This is a genomic window from Citrobacter sp. wls717, assembly GCF_005280955.1.
Classification (GTDB): Bacteria; Pseudomonadota; Gammaproteobacteria; order Enterobacterales; family Enterobacteriaceae; genus Citrobacter; species Citrobacter werkmanii.
On sequence record NZ_SZWW01000006.1, the window covers coordinates 346,762 to 371,887 of the forward strand.

The following is a 25,126-nucleotide window of genomic DNA, read 5'->3' on the forward strand; positions in this document are numbered from 1 at the left end:
ATTTCAGTGTCGAACTATTTAATTTATGAATACAGTTTCTGGTTATACTTCCGTAAATTATTTGATTAGTCTGTTTTGATTATTTATTTAAATTACTACTTTTTGATTATGTGTTTTCCATAAATTGATAGTCTGCTTCAGGAGTTTTTTCACATTTTCAGAATAGTGCTCAATCCATTCTGCTACTTACCCCTCGGTTCAGAAAAAATTACACTTTTTTTAATTTGTTTTTATTCATGGTTAGTGTAACTATTTTAATTGAAGCATTCGGGTTGTCAGGTTGAATATAATATATATTATTGGATTACTATTGTCTGGATAAAAACAGATTTTCGGTACGATTTCGTCGGGAATATCTCTCTGCATAATTTGATTTTTATCTCCTGATGTAATTTTTATTCATCTGGCGGCTCGGGTGTTTTATATCAATAGCTTGGGTGTGTTGTGAAATGGAGAGGTGTTATGAATGTTTATACTCAGGCGTTACAGGTAGGATATGACCACTATTTATTTGTTAATACTCAGCTATCTAACCCGACTATTAAGTCGGTAAGTCAATACATTGAGTATAGAACATGGTCAGGTCAAATCTGGCGCTCTGAGATTATTGATCGTGGGAATGCCTTCTTTCACTGGCAAGGACAGGACAGAATAAATGGGCATCGTGATACGGTTATTAATTATCTGTTGAACGGCCAACGCTGGCAGTCAACAATTGCAGATTATATTTTCTTTCATTCTCTGGATGGCGAAGAGGCGCTGGGACATTATGATAATGTGATTAAATACGTTTGTGCTAATAATTGTGTGTATCGAAGTACGTTTGCGGAATATATAACTCAATAATAAGAAGGCGCGTCATTGTTTCCGGACGCGCCTGGCGTCATTTCACTGACCGTAATAGGCTTTTGCGCCATGCTTACGCAGGTAGTGTTTATCCAGCAGGGTTTGTTGCATATCCGGCAACTGCGGCGCGAGTTGGCGGCAGAATATCCCCATATAGGCGACTTCTTCCAGCACGATGGCGTTATGCACCGCATCTTCGGCATTTTTTCCCCAGGCGAACGGACCGTGAGAGTGCACCAGTACGCCTGGCATCTGCGCTGCGTCAATCCCTTGTTTCTCAAAGGTTTCGACGATCACATTCCCGGTTTCCCACTCGTATTCCCCGTTAATCTCGCTGTCGGTCATTTTACGTGTGCAGGGAATGGCGCCGTAGAAATAGTCCGCATGGGTGGTACCCGTGGCCGGGATCGACTGACCCGCCTGCGCCCAGATTGTCGCGTGGCGCGAGTGGGTATGAACAATGCCGCCAATGGTCGGGAATGCCTGATATAACAAACGGTGCGTTGGGGTATCGGAGGAGGGCTTTTTCGTGCCTTCAACGACTTCCCCAGTGGCGATACTGACAACAACCATATCGTCTGCGGTCATGACGCTGTAATCGACACCGGAAGGTTTAATCACAAACACGCCGCGTTCGCGATCGACGGCGCTAACGTTTCCCCAGGTCAGCGTCACCAGGTTGTGCTTGGGCAGTGCCAGATTCGCTTCCAGTACCTGACGTTTAAGATCTTCTAGCATGTAAACTCCTGAATGCCGGATGGCGTTTCGCTTATCCGGCCTACGGTGATTTGTAGGCCCGGTAAATGAAATGCCACCGGGCAATCCGTTTCACCAATTAACGTTTGAACCCGTAATACACTTCGTTCCAGCGCAGCGCGTCCTTAAAGGCCGGCAGACGGGTCTCGTTATCGATTACTGCGATCTCGATATCGTGCATTTCAGCGAACTGGCGCATATCGTTCAGATCCAGCGCATGGCTGAAGACGGTGTGGTGCGCGCCACCGGCAAGGATCCAGGCCTCGGATGCGGTTGGTAGATCCGGCTGGGCCTTCCACAATGCGTTCGCCACCGGCAGTTTCGGCAGGTCGTGCGGCGTTTGCACCGTGTCGATGCAGTTAACCAGCAGGCGATAACGATCGCCGAGATCGATCAGGCTGGCGACCACTGCCGGGCCGGTTTTGGTGTTGAAGATCAGACGGGCAGGATCGTCTTTACCGCCAATACCGAGGTGCTGAACGTCGAGGATCGGTTTCTCTTCCACAGCGATTGACGGGCACACTTCCAGCATGTGTGAGCCGAGCACCAGATCGTTGCCTTTCTCGAAGTGGTAGGTGTAATCCTCCATAAATGAGGTGCCGCCCTGCAGACCGGTTGACATCACCTTCATGATGCGAAGCAGAGCGGCGGTTTTCCAGTCGCCTTCGCCCGCAAAGCCGTAGCCTTGCTGCATCAGACGCTGTACGGCCAGACCCGGAAGTTGTTTCAGGCCGTGCAAATCTTCAAATGTCGTCGTGAAGGCGTGGAATCCGCCCTGCTCAAGGAAGCGCTTCATTCCCAGTTCAATTCGGGCGGCTTCCAGTACGTTCTGACGTTTCTCACCATGGACTTGTGTGGCCGCCGTCATGGTGTAGGTGCTTTCATACTCGTCGATCAGCGCGTTGATTTCGCCGTCACTAATTGCGTTCACTACCTGCACCAGGTCGCCCACGGCCCAGGTATTTACCGAGAAGCCGAATTTGATCTGTGCGGCAACCTTATCGCCGTCAGTGACCGCTACTTCACGCATGTTGTCGCCAAAACGGCAGACTTTCAGATGGCGGGTATCCTGTTTGGACACCGCCTGGCGCATCCAGGAGCCAATACGCTCGTGCGCCTGCTTATCCTGCCAATGGCCGGTGACCACGGCGTGCTGCTGACGCATACGCGCACCGATGAAGCCGAATTCGCGACCGCCGTGTGCGGTCTGGTTCAGGTTCATAAAGTCCATATCAATGCTGTCCCACGGCAGGGCGGCGTTGAATTGGGTGTGGAACTGCATCAGCGGCTTATTGAGGATAGTCAGACCGTTAATCCACATTTTGGCTGGAGAGAAGGTGTGCAGCCAGACCACCAGACCTGCGCAGCGATCGTCATAGTTGGCATCACGACAGATAGCGGTAATTTCGTCAGGTGAAGTACCCAGCGGTTTTAACACCAGTTTGCAGGGCAGGTTAGCTTCCGTATTCAGTGCGTTAACAACGTGCTCGGCATGTTGGGTTACCTGACGCAGGGTTTCCGGGCCATACAAGTGCTGGCTACCAATCACAAACCACACTTCATAGTTATTAAAAATTGTCATTGTCGTGTCCTTAATGAGTCAGGGTTGCCAGGTCTACCGGGGCTTGTTGCGCCGGAGCGGCAGTCGGAAGGTATTGTTGTTCAGCGCTTACCGCCCACTGCTGGTAGCGGCGGTAAAGTTGTTCAAAACGTTGAGCCTGTTCTGGACGAGGTTGCATCGTCTTTTCTACTGCGCTCGCCATATGTTGCTGGGCGGCTGGAATGTCTGCATGGACCTGCGCGGCAACGGCGGCGAAGATAGCCGCACCGAGTGCGCAGCACTGGTCTGAAGCGACAATCTGTAGCGGACGGTTTAGCACGTCGCAGCAGGCCTGCATGATGACCGGGTTTTTACGCGCGATACCGCCGAGCGCCATGACGTTGTTAACCGCAATGCCTTGTTCGGTGAAGCATTCCATGATGGCGCGCGCGCCAAAGGCCGTGGCGGCAATCAGACCACCGAACAGCGCTGGCGCATCGGTTGCCAGATTCAGGTCGGTAATGACGCCTTTCAGACGCTGGTTGGCATTCGGCGTACGACGACCATTAAACCAGTCGAGCACCACCGGCAGGTGATCCAGCGACGGATTTTTCGCCCAGGCTTCGGTGAGCGCTGGCAGCAGCTGTTTTTGGCTGGCTTTAATCTGGGTTTTCAGTTCCGGGTGCTGCGCGGCAAGCTGTTCCAGCGGCCAGCTCAACACGCGGCTAAACCAGGCATAGATGTCGCCGAAAGCAGATTGCCCCGCTTCCAGACCGATAAAATGCGGCACCACGCTGCCATCAACCTGCCCGCAAATGCCTTTCACCGCGCGTTCGCCAACGCTGTGTTTATCGGCAATCAGAATGTCGCAGGTAGACGTGCCAATGACTTTCACCAGCGTATTGGGCTGTGCGCCTGCGCCGACCGCGCCCATATGGCAGTCAAAAGCGCCGCCTGAAATCACCACGCTTTCCGGTAGACCCAGGCGCTGCGCCCACTCGGCACACAGAGTGCCAACCGGCAGGTCCGCCGTGAAGGTGTCGCTAAACATTGGGTATTGCAGATGGCGGTTGAGGATGGGGTCGAGTTCGTCAAAGAAACTGGCTGGCGGCAGCCCCCCCCAGCTTTCATGCCACAGGGATTTATGCCCGGCGCTGCAGCGACCGCGACGAATATCCTGGGGGCGCACAGTATTGGAGAGCAGGGCCGGAACCCAGTCACACAGCTCAATCCATGAGACCGCCGCCTCGGCGACCGCGTGGTCCTGGCGAGTCACGTGCAGGATTTTTGCCCAGAACCATTCGCTGGAATAAATACCGCCAATATAGCGGGAGTAATCGATCTTGCCTGGCGTGTGGCACAGGCGAGTAATTTCTTCGGCTTCTTCTACCGCAGTGTGATCTTTCCACAGAACAAACATCGCATTCGGGTTTTCCGCGAACTCCGGGCGCAGCGCCAGTACGTTGCCGTCGGCATCGATAGGCGCCGGGGTTGAGCCGGTACTGTCAACGCCAATCCCGACCACTTCTGCGCGTTGTTCCGCGCTCAGTTCGGCGAGTACGGTTTTCAGCGCCGCTTCCATGGATTCAATGTAGTCGCGCGGATGATGGCGAAACTGGTTGTTTGGGCCGTCGCAAAACTGCCCTTCCTGCCAACGTGGGTACCACTCAACGCTGGTGGCGATTTCTTCACCAGTGGCACATTCCACCGCCAAAGCGCGTACCGAATCACTACCAAAATCGAGGCCAATTGCAATCGCCATCGTCTTACTCCATCCAAAAATACGGGTATGGATAAACAGTAGTGACCAGGGATAAAAACCGTCAGGCAGGATTCGCTAATCTTATGGACTAAAATGCTGTGGCATCACAAAGTGTGACGCCGTGCAAATAATCAATGTGGACATTTCTGCCGTAGTTATAGACACTTTTGTTAGCCGATTTTGACGTTGGCGTGGTACATGTTTTTTACAAATTGCTTTTCACAAGCGGGGTTGATGGTCCATTACCGCAAACAACTGTGGCCCGCCGGGACGACGGCGATGATGTCTGGCGTAATATGGACAAATTGTTTCTTAGCAGAACCCAGGGAGTATTGAAATTATGGCTGAAACGCAAAACGATCCCCTCCTGCCGGGCTATTCGTTTAACGCACATTTGGTGGCTGGATTGACCCCCATTGAGGCGAACGGATACCTGGATTTTTTTATCGACAGGCCGCTGGGGATGAAAGGCTATATCCTCAATCTCACTATTCGTGGGGAAGGGGTCATTAACAATCAGGGCAAGCAGTTTGTCTGTCGACCTGGCGATATTTTGCTTTTTCCGCCTGGCGAAATTCACCACTACGGACGCCATCCTGACGCCAGCGAGTGGTATCACCAGTGGGTCTACTTCCGGCCACGCGCTTACTGGCAGGAGTGGCTGGCCTGGCCGGCCATTTTTGCCCAGACCGGTTTCTTTCGCCCTGATGAAGCGCATCAACCGCATTTCAACGAACTGTTTGGGCAGATCATCAATGCCGGGCAGGGAGAGGGACGCTATTCCGAACTGCTGGCGATTAATTTGCTGGAGCAATTGTTACTCCGACGTATGGAAGCCATTAATGAGTCGCTGCACCCGCCAATGGACAACCGCGTTCGTGATGCCTGTCAGTACATTAGCGATCATCTGGCGGACAGCAATTTTGATATTGCCAGCGTCGCACAGCATGTCTGCCTGTCGCCTTCCCGTTTGTCACACCTGTTCCGCCAGCAATTGGGCATTAGCGTATTAAGCTGGCGTGAGGATCAGCGAATCAGTCAGGCGAAGCTACTGCTGAGTACCACGCGAATGCCTATCGCCACGGTGGGTCGCAACGTCGGCTTTGATGACCAGCTCTATTTCTCTCGCGTTTTCAAAAAATGTACCGGCGCCAGTCCGAGCGAGTTCCGTGCTGGATGTGAATAAAAAGTGAATGATGTGTCCTGAAAGTTGTCATAACTGGCAATCTATTCAGACAATTGATGGCTTGACGAAGTTGAGAAGGGTTATCAAAATCCCTGCTTCGTAAATCTGACGGACACATTATGCAAGCATTGCTGGAACACTTTATCCTCCAGTCCGCCCTGTACTCTCTGATCGCCGTACTTTTGGTGGCCTTTTTGGAGTCTCTGGCGCTGGTTGGTCTGATTCTGCCTGGCACCGTGATGATGGCGGGGCTGGGGGCGCTGATTGGCAGTGGCGAACTGAATTTCTGGCATGCCTGGCTTGCGGGCATCGTCGGTTGCCTGTTGGGGGATTGGATCTCCTTTTGGTTGGGCTGGCGCTTTAAAAAGCCGCTGCACCGTTGGTCGTTCATGAAAAAGAACAAGGCGCTGCTGGATAAAACCGAGCATGCGCTGCATCAGCACAGCATGTTTACCATTCTGGTGGGCCGTTTTGTCGGCCCAACGCGTCCGCTGGTGCCGATGGTGGCGGGTATGCTGGATCTGCCTGTCGCAAAATTTATAGTCCCGAATATTATTGGCTGCGTGCTGTGGCCGCCGTTCTATTTCCTGCCGGGTATTTTGGCGGGCGCGGCAATCGATATTCCTTCCGATATGCAGAGCGGAGATTTCAAATGGCTGCTGCTGGCGACGGCGTTGCTGCTGTGGGTTGGAGGCTGGTTATGCTGGCGGCTGTGGCGCAGCGGCAAAGCGGCAGTCGATCGTTTAACCGCGTATTTCCCCCGCAGCCGTTTACTGTATCTGGCGCCGTTGACGCTCGGGATCGGCGTGGTCGCGCTGGCGGCGCTGTTGCGTCACCCGCTGATGCCGGTGTATATCGATATTCTGCGCAAAGTTGTGGGTTACTAACGATTCCCTTGCCGGATGACGGCTTCGCCTTATCCGGCCTACGAAATATGAGGCTTGATGCCTAACAGCGCTGAGGCGCTGGCTTGACCGCTTAGTAGCTCGTCTGTTTTGCCTTGCCACGCAATGCGTCCGTCGGCGACCACGATTGACCGGGGCGCAATTCGCGCCGCATCTTCGACGCTGTGGGAAACCATCAGCAGCGTAAGCTGCTTATCACGGCAGACCTCGGCGACCAGGGTTAACATCTCCTGACGCAGCGCGGGATCGAGCGCAGAGAACGGTTCATCGAGCAGCAAAATGGGTTGCTCCCGCACCAGACAACGCGCCAGCGCCACACGTTGTCGCTGCCCGCCGGAAAGCTCACCGGGGAGTCGCTCCAGCAGTGAATCGAGCCCCATTTGCCGGGCGATGTGGCGCATTTTCTCCCGCTGCGATGCGTTCAGTTTTAATCCCGGATCAAGACCCAGACCGATGTTTTGCCACACGCTCAGATGGCTGAACAGGTTGTTTTCCTGAAACAGCATGGAAACGGGACGACGCGAAGGGGGCGTTGCGGTGTGATCTTCACCTTCAATCATCATTGTGCCGCTGGCAGGCGCAAGAAAGCCGGCAATCAGATTCAGCAACGTACTTTTCCCGGCACCGCTGGGCCCGAGTATTGCGACCTGCTCACCGCGCGAGACCGACAACGTAAAGCGCATGGGCAAATGGTGATAAAGCCATGTGATATCAATCAGTTTTAACATTTCTACCCGGCAATTTCTCAATAACGGTAAACAGCGTAAAACACAGGATCAGCAGCAAGAGCGCCGTAACCGCGCCATCCTGACTGCGATAAGATCCAATCTGCTGATATAGATAAAACGGCAAGGTGCGGAAATCCTCATTGCCAAATAACGCCACCACGCCAAAATCGCCAATCGACAGTACGCAGGCAAAAGCCATCGCCTGCGCCAGCGGACGTTTCAGTGCCCGCAGTTCAACCACTTTCAGCCGCGACCATCCCTCAATTCCCAACGACTGGCACAACATACTGTAGCGTGCGGTCACGTCACGCATTGGGTTTTCCAGTACCTTCAGCGCGTAAGGGATCGCCATCAGCGCGTTGGTGAAAATCACAATGCCGTCGGCGGATTCGGGGAGACCAACGGTGTTATTGAGCAGCAGAAAGAAGCCGGTTGCCAACACGATGCCCGGCATGGCGAGGATCATCATGCCGCTAAGCTCCAGTACCTGGGCTGCCAGCACCTGCTGTCGGGCGCGCAGTTCGCGACTGCTCCATAACAGCATCATGGTGAGTATCACGCACAATGCCCCTGCCGCCAGCGCGATGCGCAGTGAAGTTCCCAACGCCTGCCACAGAACCGGCTGCATAAGCACATCCAGAACCTGGCGGTTAAGGCCATCGACAATCACTGCCAACAGCGGCGGCAGCAACAGCAACAGGGCCAGGAAAATCAGCAACGAGTCTGCCAGACGGCTGTGCAGACGATCGTCGGGATCGCGCCAGCCCTGAACCAGCGTGGTTCCGGGCGCAATAGCGCGGCTCAGGCGTTGACTGAGGAGCACCAGCGCTAAACAACACAGCATCTGGATCAACGCCAGCATAGCGGCACGGGCGGGATCGTAATCGAAATTCAGCGCCTGATAGATGGCCAGTTCAATGGTGGTGGCCTGCGGCCCGCCACCCAGCGACAAAACGGTGGCGAAGCTGGCGAAGCACAGCATAAAGATGAGCGCGGCGACGGGAAGGATCTGACGGCGTAACCATGGCCATTCGACAAAGCGGAAGAAATGCCAGCCGCGAATACCCAACTGAGCGGCTAACTGTCGCTGTTCACCGGGAATATTTTCCAGCGACTGCAACAGCAGACGGCTGGCCATCGGCAGATTGAAAAAAACGTGCGCCAGCAGAATACCCTGCAAACCGTACGGCGAAAACGTCCACTCCAGCCCGAATATCTGCCAGAGTGAGGCTAACCAGCCCTGACGGCCATACACGCTGAGAATGCCAAAGACCGCGACCAACACCGGCAGGATTAACGTCATCGCGCACAGGCGTAGCAGCGCCAGACGTCCGGGGAAACGGCGGCGATAAAGTGCTCTGGCAAGGAAAATTGCCGGGACAACCGACAACACTGCGGATAAAAAAGCCTGCCAGAAAGAAAAACGCACCACGTGCCACAGGTAGTCGTCTCGCCACAGCGAGAGCCATTCTCCTTGTGGGGCGTTAAACCATAGCGCCAGAAACGCGGCCAGGGCTACTGCGACCATCAGCGTGGCGGCAGAAAGCCCTGGAACCAGCCAGCCGGGAATTAACGGCTGACGGCGCGTTGCCATTCGCTAATCCATGTCTGACGCTGAGCCGCAACCTGCTGCGGGGTAAATTCCAGCGCGGTGGCCGGTTTCTTCAGTTGCTCAAATCCTGATGGGAGAGCAACCTGCGTCACCGGATACATCCAGTTGCCGGTCGGAATGGCATTCTGGAATGCCGGAGAAACCATAAACTTGAGGAACTTCTCAGCCAGTTCCGGCTGCTTGCTGGCCGCGGTGCGGGCGGCGACTTCCACCTGCAAATAGTGACCTTCATTAAAGTTGGCGGCGGCGTAGTTATCTTTTTTCTCGTCAATGATGTGATAGGCCGGAGAGGTGGTGTAGCTCAGTACCAGATCGCTTTCACCTTTCAGGAACAGGCCGTAGGCTTCGCTCCAGCCCTTGGTGACGGTGACGGTTTTGGCTGCCAGTTTCTGCCACGCCTCCGGTGCTTTGTCGCCATAGACTTTTTGCATCCATAACAGCAGGCCCAGCCCCGGCGTGCTGGTGCGCGGGTCCTGATAAATGACGCGCCATTTCTGATCGCTTTCGACCAGTTCTTTCAGGCTCTTTGGCGGATTTTTCAGCTTGTTTTTATCATAGACAAAAGCGAAGTAGCCGTAATCAAACGGGACAAAGGTGTCATTTTTCCAGCCGCCGGGTACGTCAACGGCGTCGTTTGCGACATTGCTCTTGGCGAACAGTTTGGTTTGCGTGGCGGCTTCCAGCAGGTTGTTATCCAGTCCCAGCACGACGTCGGCTTTGCTGTTTTTTCCTTCCATGCGCAGGCGGTTAAGCAGCGAGACGCCATCTTCCAACGCGACCAGCTTCAGTTCGCAGTTGCAGTCAGCTTCAAAGGCTTTTTTGATTGTCGGGCCAGGCCCCCAGTCCGCAGCGAACGAATCGTAGGTATAGACGGTCAGCACCGGTTTGGCGAAGGCAGGCGCTGCGCACAGCAGCAAAAGCGGAAGACATTTTTTAAACACTTTGCACCTCAAGAGTTGGGTGGCAAAGGACTTGAGATAAGCCTCAAATCCCTTCGCCGGCATTATCCGGATCAGGTTCGACGGGTATCTCTCAGCCCATACACTTCATCATTCACGCTGCCTCTGTGTGGGCTGCGCTCACTCACCCCAGTCACATAGTTATCTATGCTCCTGGGATTCACTCGCTTGCCGCCTTGAGGCATCATGAATGATTTTGTGTATGTTTTTTATTTAGCACCCCGTTGAGAACGGCGTTAGTGTAGTGATTTTGTTGCCGGGCAGCAATTAAGAGCTGGCTCTTAGGGATCCGGCGGCGCAAACCATGCCGATTTAAAATCAAACCAGCCGAGGGTATTCATGCGTAGCCCGCGCATACTACGCTGGCCCTGAATGATCAGCCAGTGGTGGATCAACGGCACAATGGCCTTTGTGGCGAGCAGCTGTTGGCACCATGCCGCCAGGCTCATTTCACCGGTTCGCCAGCGGGCCGCATCGTTTTCCCAGTCGCGCGAGATACAGTTTTGCAGCAGCGGGACTTCGCACAAATGAGCGAACAGCGAGAAATCCAGCGGGAGGGTAAAGTTGGCGCTGTTGAGCCAGATATCACTGACTATTTCACCTGCATGCCACTGATCGTAGTCGATCTCCTGAATGTTTAGCTGTACCTGATGCTGCGCCAGCAACGTTTTCATGATCTGCGCGATAATCCGATGTTCGATGTGATCGCGATAGTAGGTGAGCGTTAGCGTTTCCAGCCCGGCCGGTTTTTCACCATGCCCGGGTTTGGCGTGGTGCCAGCGGGGGAGTAACCCATAGGCGGGAAACCACAGTCTCTGGTACTGTTCGTCGGCGTGACAGATTAAATTGGTTGGCGAGAGAACGCGGCTTGCCCACTCGCGAACCTCCTGATTAGCACCACGGTGGGCGCGTGTATCAAATAACAGGTAGTAGCAGCCTTCTTCCAGTCGACTTTCAATCGCCTTTTCATCCTCCGTGGGACCTTTTAGCGTCAACCCGCCGCCCGGCTCTTCGCCGATGTCAGGTAATACCCAAACGTTAACTTCATCGATCAGCGCCCGGTAGCCGAAGTAATCATCAAATGCGCGAATTTTCAGTTGGTTATTAGTATTGCGCATCACGGCATATGGGCCGGTGCCAATCGGATGGCTGGAAAAGTTATTTAGCGTTTCCCATTCTCGCGGCAGAATCATGGCGGGGACTTGCCCCAGTAGCCAGGGAAGCCAGCGGTCCGGTTGGGCAAGATGGATATCCAGCGTCCAGGCGGTGGGCGAGACGATTTGCGTAATGTGCGAGTACAGCGGCAGCGCGTTGATGCGCTGTAGCGAGGTAATGACATCCTCCATTTCCAGCTCACGGCCATGATGAAAATGGATCCCCGGGCGCAGGAAGAATCGCCAGTGTAAAGGCGAAATCTGCTGCCAATGATGCGCAATGTCGGCTTCCAGTTCCCCATTTTCCTCATTTACCAGAATTAAGGAACTGAAGATTTGTCGGGCAATATGGGTTTCGGAGCGGCGTAACGCCGTGCCGGGGAGCAGATTGTGCATAGGGCGATAATAGAGGACGCGCATGATGTGCCGCCCCTGGCGAAAACTGCGTCCCAGGTGGGAAACCAGCATTTGTCTGACGGCCGTTTTATCACCGACCAGTTGCACCAGTTGATCGATACGATCCTGTTCCAGCAGGTCTTCTGCCCGCTGCTGCTGGAGCGCCAGCCCGGTATAGAGAAATGTCAGGCGCGAGCGTTTACCCCGCCCAACTTCGGCTTCCCACGTTAACCAGCCGCGATCCTGCATGGTATTAAGCAGGGTGCGCATATGACGGCGCGAGCAGCTCAGCAGCTCCGCCAGTTCGTTTAGCGTCGTGTCTTGCGTTTTGCCGTCACAGCATTGCCACAGACGGATGAACTGTTGTTGCAAACGACCAGAAGACATAAAAGGGGAACTCCTGCGGAAAACTCAGCAATTTTATTATCCCTATATTAAGCCAATAATAGATTCCGATGAAGCGATGAGACAACGAAGGGGTCATCTATGCGTCAGTTCTGGTTGAAGTACTTTACTGCGACGGAAAAATCGTCCTGGTTGGCTTGCCTGAGCGCACCGCAGCGCTTAAAGATGCTTGAAGAACTGATGCAGTGGGAGGTGACAGCCTGACCTCCGAATTGCGAGTTGCAGACATCATGTGTGACTGAGTATTGGTGTTAATCGCCGCGCCAGCAGGTATTATCTGCTGGCTTTTTTCGTTTCAGCTGCGCTTAAAAGGAAAGATATGCTCTGGATTATGACCATGGGACGGCGCCTTAACGGCGTTTACGCGGCATTTATGCTGGTCGCTTTTATGATGGGTGTGGCCGGGGCGTTGCAGGCACCCACGCTGAGCCTGTTTCTGAGCCGTGAAGTCGGGGCGCAGCCATTTTGGGTCGGGCTGTTTTATACCGTCAACGCTATTGCCGGGATCGGGGTCAGCCTTGGTCTGGCGAAACGATCCGATAGTCAGGGCGATCGGCGAAAACTGATCATGTTCTGTTGTCTGATGGCAATCGGCAACGCGCTGCTGTTTGCCTTTAATCGCCACTATCTCACGCTGATCACCTGCGGTGTGCTGCTGGCTTCGCTGGCAAATACCGCCATGCCGCAGCTGTTTGCGCTGGCGCGGGAATATGCCGATAGCTCGGCGCGTGAAGTGGTGATGTTTAGCTCGGTGATGCGTGCGCAGCTTTCGTTGGCGTGGGTGATAGGGCCGCCGCTGGCTTTTATGCTGGCGCTGAATTACGGCTTCACGGCGATGTTTTCCATTGCCGCAGGCATTTTTGCCATCAGCCTGGTGCTGATCGCGCTGATACTGCCATCTGTGGCTCGGGTGGAGCAACCTGTCGATGTGCCGCTGGAACAGGCCAGCGGTTGGCAGGACAAAAATGTACGCATGCTGTTTATTGCCTCCACGCTGATGTGGACCTGCAATACCATGTACATCATCGATATGCCGCTGTGGATTAGCCTTGAGCTGGGCTTGCCGGACAAGCTGGCCGGGATCCTGATGGGCACCGCGGCCGGGCTGGAAATTCCGGCGATGATTCTGGCGGGCTACTACGTGAAACGCTTTGGTAAGCGGCGTATGATGATCGCGGCCGTGGCGGCGGGCGTACTGTTTTATCTTGGTCTGATCTTCTTTCACAGCCGCACGGCGCTGCTGGTCCTGCAGCTGTTTAACGCGGTATTTATCGGCATTATCGCTGGGATAGGAATGCTGTGGTTTCAGGATCTGATGCCGGGGCGCGCGGGATCGGCGACCACATTGTTTACTAACAGTATTTCAACGGGCGTGATTCTGGCGGGAGTGATTCAAGGAGCGGTGGCGCAAAGCTACGGGCATTTTGCCGTTTACTGGGTGATTGCGGCGATTTCGGTGGTCACGCTGGTGATGACCGGGCGGGTGAAGGACGTTTGATTTATAAAGTGCCGGATGGCGGCGTAACGGCCTGATCCGGCACAACAATGACTAGCGCATAAACGCGGGCTGCCTGTCTTCGTATTCGGTGATGGCGGCTTCGTGCTGCAGCGTCAGCCCGATGCTGTCCAGACCGTTCAGCATGCAGTGGCGGCGGAAGTCATCGATCTTAAAGCTGTAGGACTTATCGCCCGCTTTGACGACCTGCGCCACCAGATCCACTTCAAATGTAATCCCCGGATTGGCTTTCACCAGGGTAAACATTTCATCGACCTGCGCGTCGTTCAGGGTTACCGGCAGCAGTTGGTTGTTGAAACTGTTGCCGTAGAAGATGTCGGCGAAGCTTGGCGCGATCACTACTTTAAAGCCGTAGTCGGTCAGCGCCCACGGCGCATGTTCACGTGAAGAGCCGCAGCCAAAGTTTTCCCGCGCCAGCAGAATCGACGCGCCTTTATATTCCGGAAAGTTCAGCACAAACTCTGGATTTGGCTGTTGACCCTTTTCGTCCAGGAAACGCCAGTCGTTAAACAGATGGGCGCCAAAACCGGTGCGTGTGACCTTCTGCAAAAACTGTTTCGGGATAATTGCATCGGTATCGACGTTGGCGGCATCCAGTGGGACAACCAGGCCGGTATGCTGGGTAAATTTCTCTGCCATGGTAGTTTCCTTATTTGATGCTGCGAATGTCGGCGAAGTGGCCGGTAACGGCGGCGGCGGCGGCCATCGCCGGGCTGACTAAATGCGTGCGGCCACCGCGGCCCTGACGACCTTCAAAGTTACGGTTGCTGGTGGATGCGCAGCGCTCGCCTGGGTTCAGGCGGTCATTATTCATGGCCAGGCACATGGAACAGCCCGGTAAGCGCCATTCAAATCCTGCTTCGATAAAGATCTTGTCCAGACCTTCCGCTTCCGCCTGCGCTTTCACCGGACCAGAACCCGGCACCACCAGTGCCTGTACGCCCGGCGCGACTTTGCGCCCTTTGGCGATTTCCGCCGCGGCGCGTAAATCTTCAATGCGCGAGTTGGTGCAGGAACCGATAAACACTTTATCGATAGCTACTTCTGTTAACGGAATGCCCGGTTTCAGCCCCATATACGCCAGCGCTTTTTCCGCCGACGCGCGCTCAACGGGATCGGTAAATGATGCTGGATCGGGAATATTATCGTTCACCGAGATCACCTGACCCGGATTCGTTCCCCAGGTTACCTGCGGCGCGATCTCTTCTGCCTGCAGAGTGACGACGGTATCAAACGTTGCGCCGTCGTCGGTTTGCAGCGTTTTCCAGTACTCAACCGCGTGGGCAAAATCCTCGCCCTTCGGTGCGTGTAAACGACCTTGCACATAGTTAAAGGTGGTTTCATCCGGTGCGACCAGACCCGCTTTGGCCCCCATTTCAATGGCCATGTTACACAGGGTCATGCGGCCTTCCATGCTCAGCGCACGGATGGCTTCGCCGCAAAATTCAACCACGTGCCCGGTACCGCCCGCGCTACCGGTTTTACCGATAATCGCCAGCACGATATCTTTCGCCGTGATGCCCGGCGCGGCCTGGCCGTTGACTTCAATCTTCATGGTTTTGGCGCGACCCTGTTTCAGGGTTTGCGTTGCCAGCACGTGTTCAACTTCTGAAGTGCCAATACCGAACGCCAGCGCGCCGAATGCGCCGTGGGTGGCGGTGTGGGAGTCGCCACAGACGATGGTCATTCCCGGCAAGGTCACGCCTTGCTCAGGCCCCATCACGTGGACAATACCCTGATACGGGTGATTCAGGTCGTACAGTTCAACGCCAAATTCATTGCAGTTTTTGATCAGTTCCTGCATCTGAATACGCGCCATTTCGCCGGAGGCGTTAATGTCTTTGGTCTGCGTTGAGACGTTGTGGTCCATGGTGGCGAAGGTTTTACCCGGCTGGCGCACCTGACGGCCATGCGCGCGCAGACCATCAAACGCCTGCGGGGAGGTGACTTCATGCACCAGATGGCGGTCGATATACAGCAGCGGGGTTTCGTTTTGCGCCTCAAAGACGACGTGCGCATCAAATAATTTTTCGTATAACGTTTTGGCCATGATTACACCCCTTCTGCGACGTAACGGGCAATGATATCGCCCATTTCATCGGTACCGACTGCGGCAGCGCCACGGGCCAAATCACCAGTGCGAATGCCTTCTTCTAATGCGCGGTTAATGGCGCTCTCAATTGCGGTTGCCGCATCGTTGGCATCCAGGCTGTAGCGCAGCAGCAGCGCCAGCGACAGGATCTGGGCGATAGGGTTAGCAATGTTTTTCCCGGCGATATCCGGGGCGGAGCCGCCAGCAGGCTCGTACAGACCAAAACCCTGCTCGTTCAGGCTGGCGGATGGCAACATCCCCATTGAACCGGTGATCATGGCGCACTCGTCAGACAGAATGTCGCCAAACAGGTTGGAGCACAGCAGGACGTCGAACTGGGAAGGATCTTTGATCAACTGCATTGTCGCGTTGTCGATGTACATATGCGCCAGTTCAACGTCCGGATATTCATTGGCAATTTCATTAACGATTTCACGCCACAGAATAGAGGTTTGCAGCACGTTAGCTTTATCAATCGACGTGACTTTACGGCGACGTTGGCGAGCTGACTCAAACGCGATACGGGCAATACGTTCGATCTCGAAACGGTGATATACCTCGGTATCAAATGCTTTTTCATGTTGCCCGCTGCCTTCGCGGCCTTTTGGCTGACCGAAGTAGATCCCGCCGGTCAGTTCACGCACGCACAGGATGTCGAAACCGTTAGCGGCGATATCGGCGCGCAGAGGACAAAACGCTTCCAGCCCCTGGTACAGCTTTGCCGGACGCAGATTGCTGAATAATTTGAAGTGCTTACGCAATGGCAGCAGCGCACCGCGTTCAGGCTGCTGGTTTGGCGGCAGGTTTTCCCATTTCGGACCGCCAACGGAGCCAAACAGAATGGCGTCAGCTTGCTCACAGCCTTCAACCGTAGCCGGCGGCAACGGCTGACCGTGGTTATCAATGGCGGCGCCACCCACGTCGTAGTGGCTGGTGGTAATGCGCATGTTAAAACGGTGGCGAATTGCGTCCAGTACTTTCAAGGCTTGCGCCATCACTTCCGGGCCAATACCGTCACCCGGCAAAACAGCAATATGGTAATTCTTCGACATCACACGGTTTCCTTGTTGTTCTCGTTGTTCTGAGCTTTGCGTTGCAATTCTTTTTCGACTTCTTCGGCGCGCCAGATATTGTTCAGCACATGGACCATCGCTTTGGCGGAAGACTCGACGATATCCGTTGCCAGACCGACGCCGTGGAAGCGGCGACCGTTATAGTTGGCGACGATATCCACCTGACCCAGCGCATCTTTACCGTGCCCTTTGGCGGTCAGGCTGTATTTCACCAGTTCAACGTTGTATTCCGTTACGCGGTTGATGGCCTGATAAATGGCATCAACCGGGCCGTTACCGTTCGCCGCTTCGGCTTTGACGTCTTCACCGCAGGCCAGCTTGACGGAGGCGGTAGCAATGTCATTTGAGCCGGATTGCACGCTGAAGTAATCCAGACGGAAATGTTCTGGCTCTTCCTGCTGTTTGTTAATAAAGGCCAGCGCTTCCAGGTCATAATCAAATACCTGACCTTTTTTATCCGCCAGCTTCAGGAAAGCGTCGTACAGGTTGTCCAGATTATATTCACTCTCTTTATAGCCCATCTCATCCATGCGGTGTTTCACCGCGGCGCGTCCGGAACGGGAGGTCAGGTTCAACTGTACCTGATTCAGGCCGATGGATTCAGGCGTCATGATTTCGTAGTTTTCACGATTTTTCAGTACGCCGTCCTGATGAATGCCGGAGGAGTGAGCAAAGGCGCCGCTACCGACAATCGCTTTGTTAGCCGGAATGGGCATGTTACAGATTTGGCTCACTAACTGGCTGGTACGCCAGATCTCCTGATGATTAATGCGGGTCTGTACGTTCAGGATATCTTTGCGCACTTTGATCGCCATGATCACTTCTTCCAGGGAGCAGTTACCAGCGCGTTCGCCGATACCGTTCATCGCGCCTTCCACCTGGCGAGCTCCGGCGTGAACGGCAGCCAGCGCGTTGCCGACGCCCAGGCCTAAATCATCATGGGTGTGTACGGAGATGATGGCTTTATCGATATTCGGTACGCGTTCATACAGACCGGAAATGATTGCGCCAAATTCGAAAGGCATGGTGTAACCGACGGTATCGGGAATATTGATGGTTTTGGCACCCGCATTAATGGCGGCTTCTACTACGCGAGCCAGGTCTGCGATAGGAGTACGGCCAGCGTCTTCGCAGGAGAATTCCACGTCATCCGTGTAATTACGCGCTCGCTTAACCATATAGACAGCTCGCTCGATCACCTCATCCAGCGTGCTGCGTAATTTTGTTGCGATATGCATCGGCGAGGTGGCGATAAACGTATGAATGCGGAAAGCTTCAGCGACCTTCAGGGATTCAGCTGCAACATCGATATCTTTTTCAACGCAGCGCGCTAAGGCGCAAACACGGCTGTTCTTAACCTGACGAGCAATGGTCTGTACTGATTCAAAGTCACCTGGTGAAGAGACCGGGAAACCCACTTCCATCACGTCAACGCCCATGCGCTCAAGGGCCAGCGCAATCTGCAGTTTTTCTTTCACACTCAGGCTTGCCTGTAACGCCTGTTCTCCGTCGCGTAAGGTGGTATCGAAAATAATGACTTGCTGGCTCATGGTTTAGGTCCTTGGTCTTTAGGGCGCCTTGCTTCGAGCATAAAAAAACCCGCGCAACGGCGCGGGTTTCTGTCTTAACTGGAGCTGACTTAATGCTGAATGTCGTCCACCAGTCTACCGCGCAACGAAGATGCGTTTAGTAGTAGTAGACCGTTGAAACGAGCAATGTAAGTCATCAATTAAGCTCCAGGCGAATGCGATATGCTTTTAGTGGTACTGGATATGAACTCCGATGTCAACCCCATCCCTTGTAAATGCCCCTGTAGCAGATAAAAGTTTAGGCAAAACTTAAGCGAATTGTGCTGAATTTGTTGGCGTATATAAAATTAATCTGCTGATGCTTGTACATAATTTTCATGATTTGACATATTTAAGCATATTTATTCGCATTTATTGTAACGGTTCGTTGAAGTCGATGGCGCGATTAAGATTTTATATCTTTATGATTTGTCTGTTTTTATAGCAATACTGAATAGATCGGGGCACAGCGGAAGGACATGATTGATAAATTAATGTTAACTTTTAATGTATTAATAATATAAACATTTAATTAAAACTTAAATATACATTCATGATGTGTATGATTGTATATTCGCCATGCTTATGGTTATATTGTTTTTGAAATTTAAACATATGAATCATCGTGCAGTGACCTCTGCCACACTGCGCTCGCATTGCTGTTTTGTTCATTTAGGTTTGTACCTTTATGTTTTCCTAATTTTAATGTTTTTCCTTTTTCTTATTTTATATGCATGGTAAATCATATTAGCGGAGGTTATTTCTTTACTCCGTCTGGGAAAAGGGAGTTTAGAGTGACAGTGGAGTTAACTATGCCAGAAGTAAAAATAATAGATAAACCCAATCTTTTAGAGCCAGGAAAACCGCAACTTCGCATGGTTGACCTTAATCTTTTAACCGTTTTTGATGCGGTAATGCAGGAACAGAATATTACCCGCGCTGCGCATACTCTGGGGATGTCGCAACCAGCGGTCAGTAATGCGGTAGCGCGCCTCAAGGTCATGTTTAATGATGAGCTTTTTGTTCGTTATGGTCGGGGGATCCAGCCGACAGCAAGAGCTTTCCAGCTATTTGGTTCCATTCGTCAGGCATTGCAATTAGTGCAAAACGAACTGCCTGGATCGGGTTTTGAACCAGCCAGCAGTGAACGTGTTTTCAATCTCTGCGTATGCAGCCCATTAGATAATATCCTGACATCGTTGATTTATAATCGGGTTGAACAGGTCGCGCCAAACATTAATGTCATATTTAAATCTTCACTTAATCAAAATACCGAGCATCAACTGCGTTATCAGGAAACAGAGTTTGTTATTAGCTATGAAGAATTCCGTCGTCCAGAATTCTCAAGTATTCCGTTATTCAATGATGAAATGGTATTAGTGGTAAGCAAAAAGCATCCGCGCATTAGTGGTCCATTATTGGAAAACGATGTTTATAATGAGCAACACGCGGTGGTTTCGCTGGATCGCTTCGCATCTTTCAGTCAGCCGTGGTATGACACGCCGGATAAACAATCCTGCGTCGCTTACCAGGGCATGGCATTAATTAGCGTTCTTAATATTGTGTCGCAAACGCATCTGGTCGCTATTGCGCCACGTTGGTTGGCAGAAGAGTTCGCTGATTCTTTAGAACTTCAGATATTACCTTTACCTTTAAAATTGAACAGCCGTACATGTTATCTTTCCTGGCATGAAGCTGCAGGCCGGGATAAAGGACATCAATGGATGGAAGAGCTGTTAGTCTCCATCTGTAAGCAATAGCATTCAGCAGAACAAGCCGGATAATACATCTGGTTTGTTCTGCTTTTTTATTTGTATGTAAAATTTTATGCTGAAATCCACTTTCCAGGATTAGCTAACAGTGTAAAAAAATAGAGTAATAGCTGTAAGTCCCCCTTTTTAAGCGATTATTTATCATATCATTTACTTATCCTGGTTTAATTCTCCATTAAATCGACGCTTTCCTCCGTTTTATTCTTATTTGCTCTGAGGCTACTCCAGCGGAGTCAATTGCCATGCGTCATCGTCAGCGGTTAATGTGTTGTTAAACCGTTATTCATTATAAGAGTGAGGCAAGCCATGGAGATGTTGTCTGGAGCCGAGATGGTCGTCCGATCGCTCATCGATCAGGGTGTAAAGCAGGTATTCGGTTATCCCGGGGGGGCCGTCCTCGATATTTATGATGCGCTGCATACGGTCGGCGGTATTGATCATGTGCTGGTTCGTCATGAGCAGGCCGCGGTACACATGGCTGATGGCCTTGCGCGCGCCACGGGGGAGGTGGGCGTCGTATTAGTCACTTCAGGCCCCGGCGCTACCAACGCGATTACCGGGATTGCAACGGCTTACATGGATTCCATTCCGCTGGTGATCCTCTCCGGGCAGGTCGCAACGTCGCTGATTGGCTACGATGCCTTCCAGGAGTGCGACATGGTGGGCATATCCCGCCCGGTGGTGAAGCACAGCTTCCTGGTCAAACAAACAGAAGACATCCCACAGGTGCTAAAAAAGGCCTTCTGGTTGGCGGCAAGCGGTCGTCCGGGGCCTGTTGTGGTCGATTTGCCGAAGGATATTCTGAATCCCGCCAGGAAACTGCCTTACAGCTGGCCGGAGTCGGTGAGTATGCGTTCGTATAATCCGACGACTACCGGACATAAAGGGCAGATAAAACGTGCTCTGCAGACGTTAGTCGCGGCTAAAAAACCGGTTGTGTACGTGGGGGGTGGCGCCGTTAATGCCGCCTGCCATGAGCAGTTGGGCCAGATCGCTGAAGCTCTTAATCTGCCTGTTGTTTCCTCGCTGATGGGGTTAGGCGCGTTTCCGGCAACACATCGCCAGGCGTTGGGAATGCTGGGCATGCATGGAACTTACGAAGCAAACATGACCATGCATCATTCCGATGTGATCTTTGCCGTCGGCGTGCGCTTTGACGATCGAACAACCAATAATCTGGCAAAATATTGTCCAAATGCGACCGTGCTGCATATCGACATCGATCCGACCTCTATTTCGAAAACCGTCACTGCGGATATTCCGATTGTCGGCGATGCTCGTCTGGTACTTGATCAGATGCTCGAACTGCTGGAGCAGGAGAAATCTCAGCAGCCGCTGGATGATAACCGTGACTGGTGGCAACAGATTGAACACTGGCGCGCCCGTCAGTGCCTGAAATATGACACGCAAAGTGAAAGCATTAAGCCACAGGCGGTGATTGAAACTATCTGGCGTCTGACGAAAGGGGATGCGTATGTGACCTCTGACGTTGGTCAGCATCAGATGTTTGCCGCACTCTACTACCCGTTCGATAAACCACGCCGTTGGATTAACTCTGGCGGTCTCGGCACCATGGGATTTGGTTTACCTGCGGCGCTAGGCGTAAAAATGGCATTGCCTGAGGAAACGGTGGTGTGCGTGACCGGGGATGGCAGCATTCAGATGAACATCCAGGAACTGTCGACGGCGCTGCAGTACGAGCTGCCGGTACTGGTGCTCAACCTGAACAACCGCTATCTCGGCATGGTCAAACAGTGGCAGGACATGATCTACTCTGGACGTCATTCACAATCTTATATGCAGTCGCTACCCGATTTTGTGCGCCTTGCCGAGGCTTATGGGCATATTGGTATCCAGATTAACCATCCTGAAGAACTGGAAAGCAAACTGAGTGAAGCGCTGGAGCATGTGTGCAACCGTCGTCTGGTGTTTGTCGATGTCACCGTTGATGGCAGCGAGCATGTCTACCCGATGCAGATTCGTGGGGGCGGTATGGATGAAATGTGGTTAAGCAAAACGGAGAGGACCTGATTATGCGCCGGATATTATCGGTATTGCTGGAAAATGAGTCGGGTGCCTTGTCGCGTGTGATAGGCCTTTTCGCCCAGCGTGGATACAATATTGAAAGCCTGACCGTCGCGCCCACTGACGATCCAACCTTATCGCGAATGACGATTCAAACGGTAGGGGATGAAAAAGTCCTGGAGCAGATCGAAAAGCAGCTACATAAACTGGTGGATGTTCTGCGCGTGAGCGAACTAGGGCAGGGCGCCCATGTTGAACGCGAGATCATGTTGGTGAAAATCCAGGCCAGCGGCTATGGTCGGGAGGAGGTGAAACGCAACACGGAGATTTTCCGCGGGCAAATCATCGACGTCACGCCGTCCATCTACACCGTACAGTTGGCGGGCACCAGTGATAAGCTGGATGCGTTCCTGGCAACATTACGTGAAGTCGCCAAAATTGTAGAGGTAGCCCGTTCTGGCGTGGTGGGGCTTTCTCGCGGCGATAAAATCATGCGCTAATAGTCGACTGTAGGCCTGATAAGCACAGCGCCCTCAGGCATTATCGCGGAGGCCATGCCGGATGACGGTGTAAACGCCTTATCCGGCATGGAGGGTTTTCGCTGATGCTATCTGTTGCGCTTTTTTTGCGAAATCAGCAGTAACCAGAGACAAAAGCGGTTGCCGCAGTCATTATTCTGCGCTTAGATGTTAAGAAACTTAACCCATGCCATCACAAAGGTTATGGTTTGTACATTTTACGCAAGGGGCAATTGTGAAACTGGATGAAATCGCTCGGTTGGCCGGCGTTTCGCGAACGACTGCAAGCTACGTTATTAATGGCAAAGCAAAGCAATATCGCGTAAGCGACAAAACGGTTGAAAAAGTCATGGCGGTGGTGCGTGAGCATAATTACCACCCGAATGCCGTGGCGGCCGGGTTGCGTGCTGGACGCACACGCTCTATCGGGCTGGTGATCCCGGATCTTGAGAACACAAGCTATACCCGGATTGCAAACTATCTGGAGCGCCAGGCGCGTCAGCGCGGGTATCAACTGTTGATTGCCTGCTCTGAAGATCAGCCTGATAACGAAATGCGCTGTATTGAGCATCTTTTACAACGCCAGGTTGATGCCATCATTGTATCGACTTCCTTGCCGCCAGAACATCCGTTCTATCAGCGTTGGGCAAACAGTTCATTCCCGATTGTGGCGCTGGACCGTGCGCTGGATCGCGAACATTTCACCAGCGTCGTGGGCGCGGACCAGGATGATGCGGAAATGCTGGCGCAGGAGTTACGTAAATTCCCTGCAGAAACCGTACTTTATCTGGGCGCGCTGCCTGAATTATCCGTCAGCTTCCTGCGTGAGCAGGGCTTCCGTACCGCGTGGAAAGACGATCCGCGTGACGTTCATTTCCTTTACGCCAACAGCTATGAGCGGGAAGCGGCCGCGCAGCTCTTTGATAAATGGCTGGAAACGCATCCCATGCCTCAGGCGCTGTTTACCACGTCGTTTGCTCTGTTGCAGGGGGTGATGGATGTGACCCTGCGTCGCGATGGGCAGTTGCCGTCTGATTTGGCGATAGCGACTTTTGGCGATCACGAACTGCTCGACTTCCTGCAGTGTCCGGTGCTCGCGGTGGCGCAACGCCATCGCGATGTAGCTGAACGTGTGCTGGAGATTGTGCTGGCAAGTCTGGATGAGCCGCGTAAACCCAAACCTGGGTTAACGCGTATACGGCGTAATCTGTACCGTCGCGGTATTCTGAGCCGTAACTAAGTTGCCTCATTTGGTGACGTCAACGGGATAAGCCTCTGACGTCATCAAATATTCTATTCTCAGAAATAACCTCATTATAATTAAGAATATTCTTTAGAATTATCTGAAATTGATTCTTGAATTATGCCGAATTAAAAATGCAACTCTCCATTTTTGGGTTATTGAAGCGTAAAGATGCGTTACGGTTGTATTATTTTGTTACATGCTTGTAGGGATTTGCCGAATTAACAAACACTTTGCTGCCCTATGGCGACAACCTTACGCTTACCTCGCTCCTGCACGGCCTACAGACTGATTAACTGGTACTGTTATCTCGCTGCATATTGTCCTAAAATGCCGCTCGCGTCGCAAACTGACACTTTATATTTTCTTTTGATGATATTCGGTTGTTTTAAACAATCATGAGTTGTTGGATTTTTTTCTTACAAATATTCATGACGTTAATTTGCTTCGTTTGCTGTACGGAATTTGTTCAACGCTGATATTAGCTGTAAACAATGTGTTTTTTGCTCCGCTTAGCGCCGTGACTTGCTTGACAAGGTTTTCCTCCGCTCCGTAAACTCCTTTAAGTGGGATTTTGTGGGATAAAGTGGTAATCGGGGGTGAGACTGGCATGTTCCGGGGAGCAACGTTAGTTAATCTCGACAGTAAAGGGCGCTTATCGGTGCCCACTCGTTATCGGGATCAACTGCTCGAGTGCGCTACCGGTCAAATGGTTTGCACCATTGACATCCATCACCCGTGCCTGCTGCTGTACCCCCTGCCTGAATGGGAAATTATCGAGCAGAAGTTATCGCGTCTGTCGAGCATGAATCCAGTTGAGCGTCGCGTACAGCGCCTGTTGTTGGGGCATGCCAGCGAATGTCAGATGGATAGCGCTGGCCGATTATTGATAGCGCCGATTCTGCGGCAACACGCGGGGCTAACGAAAGAAGTGATGCTGGTTGGGCAGTTCAATAAGTTTGAGCTGTGGGATGAAACGACCTGGTATCAACAGGTCAAGGAAGATATCGACGCTGAGCAGTCTGTTACCGGCGCGCTGTCGGAACGATTGCAGGATTTGTCTCTATAAA

22 protein-coding genes and 1 riboswitch are annotated in these 25,126 nt (G+C 52.7%); of the genes, 10 read left to right on the forward strand and 12 right to left on the reverse strand.

The window, feature by feature from the left end:
* Positions 1–462 precede the first annotated feature (462 nt).
* Positions 463–846, forward strand: a complete 384-nt coding sequence (locus tag FDX09_RS04035; RefSeq protein ID WP_038637140.1) for a DUF4751 family protein — start codon at positions 463–465, stop codon at positions 844–846.
* Between the two features lie 42 nt (positions 847–888).
* Here FDX09_RS04035 and araD read toward each other — a convergent pair whose 3' ends face one another.
* The 3 genes from araD to araB all read right to left on the reverse strand — a co-directional run bounded on the left by araD (position 889) and on the right by araB (position 4,904).
* Complete coding sequence (gene araD / locus FDX09_RS04040) at positions 889–1,584, reverse strand: L-ribulose-5-phosphate 4-epimerase (RefSeq protein WP_121528574.1); 696 nt, start codon at positions 1,582–1,584, stop codon at positions 889–891.
* Positions 1,585–1,681: 97 nt separating this feature from the next.
* Entirely contained in the window at positions 1,682–3,184 is a 1,503-nt protein-coding gene (araA, locus tag FDX09_RS04045; RefSeq protein WP_069324068.1) for an L-arabinose isomerase, read from the reverse strand.
* 10 nt (positions 3,185–3,194) lie between these two features.
* A complete protein-coding gene (araB, locus tag FDX09_RS04050; RefSeq protein WP_110498753.1) occupies positions 3,195–4,904 on the reverse strand; it encodes a ribulokinase in 1,710 nt (569 codons plus the stop codon).
* Between the two features lie 340 nt (positions 4,905–5,244).
* Between araB and araC the strand changes: the two genes are divergently transcribed.
* Together araC and FDX09_RS04060 are read left to right on the forward strand one after the other, a co-directional pair.
* Entirely contained in the window at positions 5,245–6,090 is an 846-nt protein-coding gene (gene araC, locus FDX09_RS04055) for an arabinose operon transcriptional regulator AraC (protein ID WP_006686679.1), read from the forward strand.
* A gap of 119 nt (positions 6,091–6,209) precedes the next feature.
* Positions 6,210–6,977 carry a DedA family protein gene (locus FDX09_RS04060; RefSeq protein WP_085048321.1) on the forward strand — a complete coding sequence of 256 codons (768 nt, stop codon included), beginning with the start codon at positions 6,210–6,212 and terminating at the stop codon, positions 6,975–6,977.
* Positions 6,978–7,015: 38 nt separating this feature from the next.
* Here the strand turns inward: FDX09_RS04060 and thiQ are convergent, their stop codons facing one another.
* The 4 genes from thiQ to sgrR all read right to left on the reverse strand — a co-directional run bounded on the left by thiQ (position 7,016) and on the right by sgrR (position 12,231).
* The gene (gene thiQ, locus FDX09_RS04065) at positions 7,016–7,723 is read right to left on the reverse strand and encodes a thiamine ABC transporter ATP-binding protein ThiQ (protein WP_038637159.1); all 708 of its coding nucleotides are present in this window, start codon (positions 7,721–7,723) and stop codon (positions 7,016–7,018) included.
* Positions 7,707–9,317 carry a thiamine/thiamine pyrophosphate ABC transporter permease ThiP gene (thiP, locus tag FDX09_RS04070; protein WP_137346830.1) on the reverse strand — a complete coding sequence of 537 codons (1,611 nt, stop codon included), beginning with the start codon at positions 9,315–9,317 and terminating at the stop codon, positions 7,707–7,709. The genes thiQ and thiP overlap by 17 nt, the downstream gene beginning before the upstream one ends.
* Positions 9,293–10,276 (reverse strand): thiamine ABC transporter substrate binding subunit, encoded by a 984-nt coding sequence (gene thiB, locus FDX09_RS04075; protein WP_137346831.1) that lies wholly within the window; start codon positions 10,274–10,276, stop codon positions 9,293–9,295. Before thiB ends, thiP begins: the two co-directional genes overlap by 25 nt.
* A 30-nt stretch (positions 10,277–10,306) precedes the next feature.
* Positions 10,307–10,528: riboswitch (TPP riboswitch) on the reverse strand.
* A 47-nt stretch (positions 10,529–10,575) separates the two neighbouring features.
* A complete protein-coding gene (gene sgrR, locus FDX09_RS04080) occupies positions 10,576–12,231 on the reverse strand; it encodes an HTH-type transcriptional regulator SgrR (protein ID WP_137346832.1) in 1,656 nt (551 codons plus the stop codon).
* Between the two features lie 99 nt (positions 12,232–12,330).
* Here sgrR and sgrT point away from each other — a divergent pair, with 99 nt between their 5' ends.
* Both sgrT and FDX09_RS04090 read left to right on the forward strand, forming a co-directional pair.
* The gene (gene sgrT, locus FDX09_RS04085) at positions 12,331–12,453 is read left to right on the forward strand and encodes a glucose uptake inhibitor SgrT (protein ID WP_016151681.1); all 123 of its coding nucleotides are present in this window, start codon (positions 12,331–12,333) and stop codon (positions 12,451–12,453) included.
* A gap of 115 nt (positions 12,454–12,568) precedes the next feature.
* On the forward strand, positions 12,569–13,747 hold the full coding sequence (locus FDX09_RS04090) for a sugar efflux transporter (RefSeq protein ID WP_085048318.1): 1,179 nt from the start codon (positions 12,569–12,571) through the stop codon (positions 13,745–13,747).
* Between the two features lie 51 nt (positions 13,748–13,798).
* Here FDX09_RS04090 and leuD read toward each other — a convergent pair whose 3' ends face one another.
* The 5 genes from leuD to leuL all read right to left on the reverse strand — a co-directional run bounded on the left by leuD (position 13,799) and on the right by leuL (position 18,656).
* Positions 13,799–14,404 (reverse strand): 3-isopropylmalate dehydratase small subunit, encoded by a 606-nt coding sequence (gene leuD / locus FDX09_RS04095; protein WP_110498749.1) that lies wholly within the window; start codon positions 14,402–14,404, stop codon positions 13,799–13,801.
* A gap of 10 nt (positions 14,405–14,414) precedes the next feature.
* Positions 14,415–15,815, reverse strand: coding sequence for a 3-isopropylmalate dehydratase large subunit (gene leuC, locus FDX09_RS04100; RefSeq protein WP_038637175.1), 1,401 nt, complete (start codon positions 15,813–15,815; stop codon positions 14,415–14,417).
* A gap of 2 nt (positions 15,816–15,817) precedes the next feature.
* A complete protein-coding gene (leuB, locus tag FDX09_RS04105) occupies positions 15,818–16,909 on the reverse strand; it encodes a 3-isopropylmalate dehydrogenase (RefSeq protein WP_006686687.1) in 1,092 nt (363 codons plus the stop codon).
* Positions 16,909–18,480, reverse strand: coding sequence for a 2-isopropylmalate synthase (leuA, locus tag FDX09_RS04110; protein WP_121528578.1), 1,572 nt, complete (start codon positions 18,478–18,480; stop codon positions 16,909–16,911). Before leuA ends, leuB begins: the two co-directional genes overlap by 1 nt.
* 89 nt (positions 18,481–18,569) lie before the next feature.
* On the reverse strand, positions 18,570–18,656 hold the full coding sequence (gene leuL, locus FDX09_RS04115) for a leu operon leader peptide (protein ID WP_048998978.1): 87 nt from the start codon (positions 18,654–18,656) through the stop codon (positions 18,570–18,572).
* Between the two features lie 654 nt (positions 18,657–19,310).
* On the opposite strand from leuL, the gene leuO reads away from it, so the two are divergent.
* From leuO to mraZ, 5 genes are all read left to right on the forward strand, one after another.
* Positions 19,311–20,258 (forward strand): transcriptional regulator LeuO, encoded by a 948-nt coding sequence (gene leuO, locus FDX09_RS04120; RefSeq protein ID WP_038637183.1) that lies wholly within the window; start codon positions 19,311–19,313, stop codon positions 20,256–20,258.
* Positions 20,259–20,576: 318 nt separating this feature from the next.
* Positions 20,577–22,301 (forward strand): acetolactate synthase 3 large subunit, encoded by a 1,725-nt coding sequence (gene ilvI, locus FDX09_RS04125; RefSeq protein ID WP_137346833.1) that lies wholly within the window; start codon positions 20,577–20,579, stop codon positions 22,299–22,301.
* 2 nt (positions 22,302–22,303) lie between these two features.
* A complete protein-coding gene (gene ilvN, locus FDX09_RS04130; RefSeq protein WP_003829566.1) occupies positions 22,304–22,795 on the forward strand; it encodes an acetolactate synthase small subunit in 492 nt (163 codons plus the stop codon).
* A gap of 253 nt (positions 22,796–23,048) precedes the next feature.
* Entirely contained in the window at positions 23,049–24,053 is a 1,005-nt protein-coding gene (cra, locus tag FDX09_RS04135; RefSeq protein WP_038637189.1) for a catabolite repressor/activator, read from the forward strand.
* A 613-nt stretch (positions 24,054–24,666) separates the two neighbouring features.
* On the forward strand, positions 24,667–25,125 hold the full coding sequence (gene mraZ / locus FDX09_RS04140; RefSeq protein ID WP_038637194.1) for a division/cell wall cluster transcriptional repressor MraZ: 459 nt from the start codon (positions 24,667–24,669) through the stop codon (positions 25,123–25,125).
* Position 25,126 lies beyond the last annotated feature (1 nt).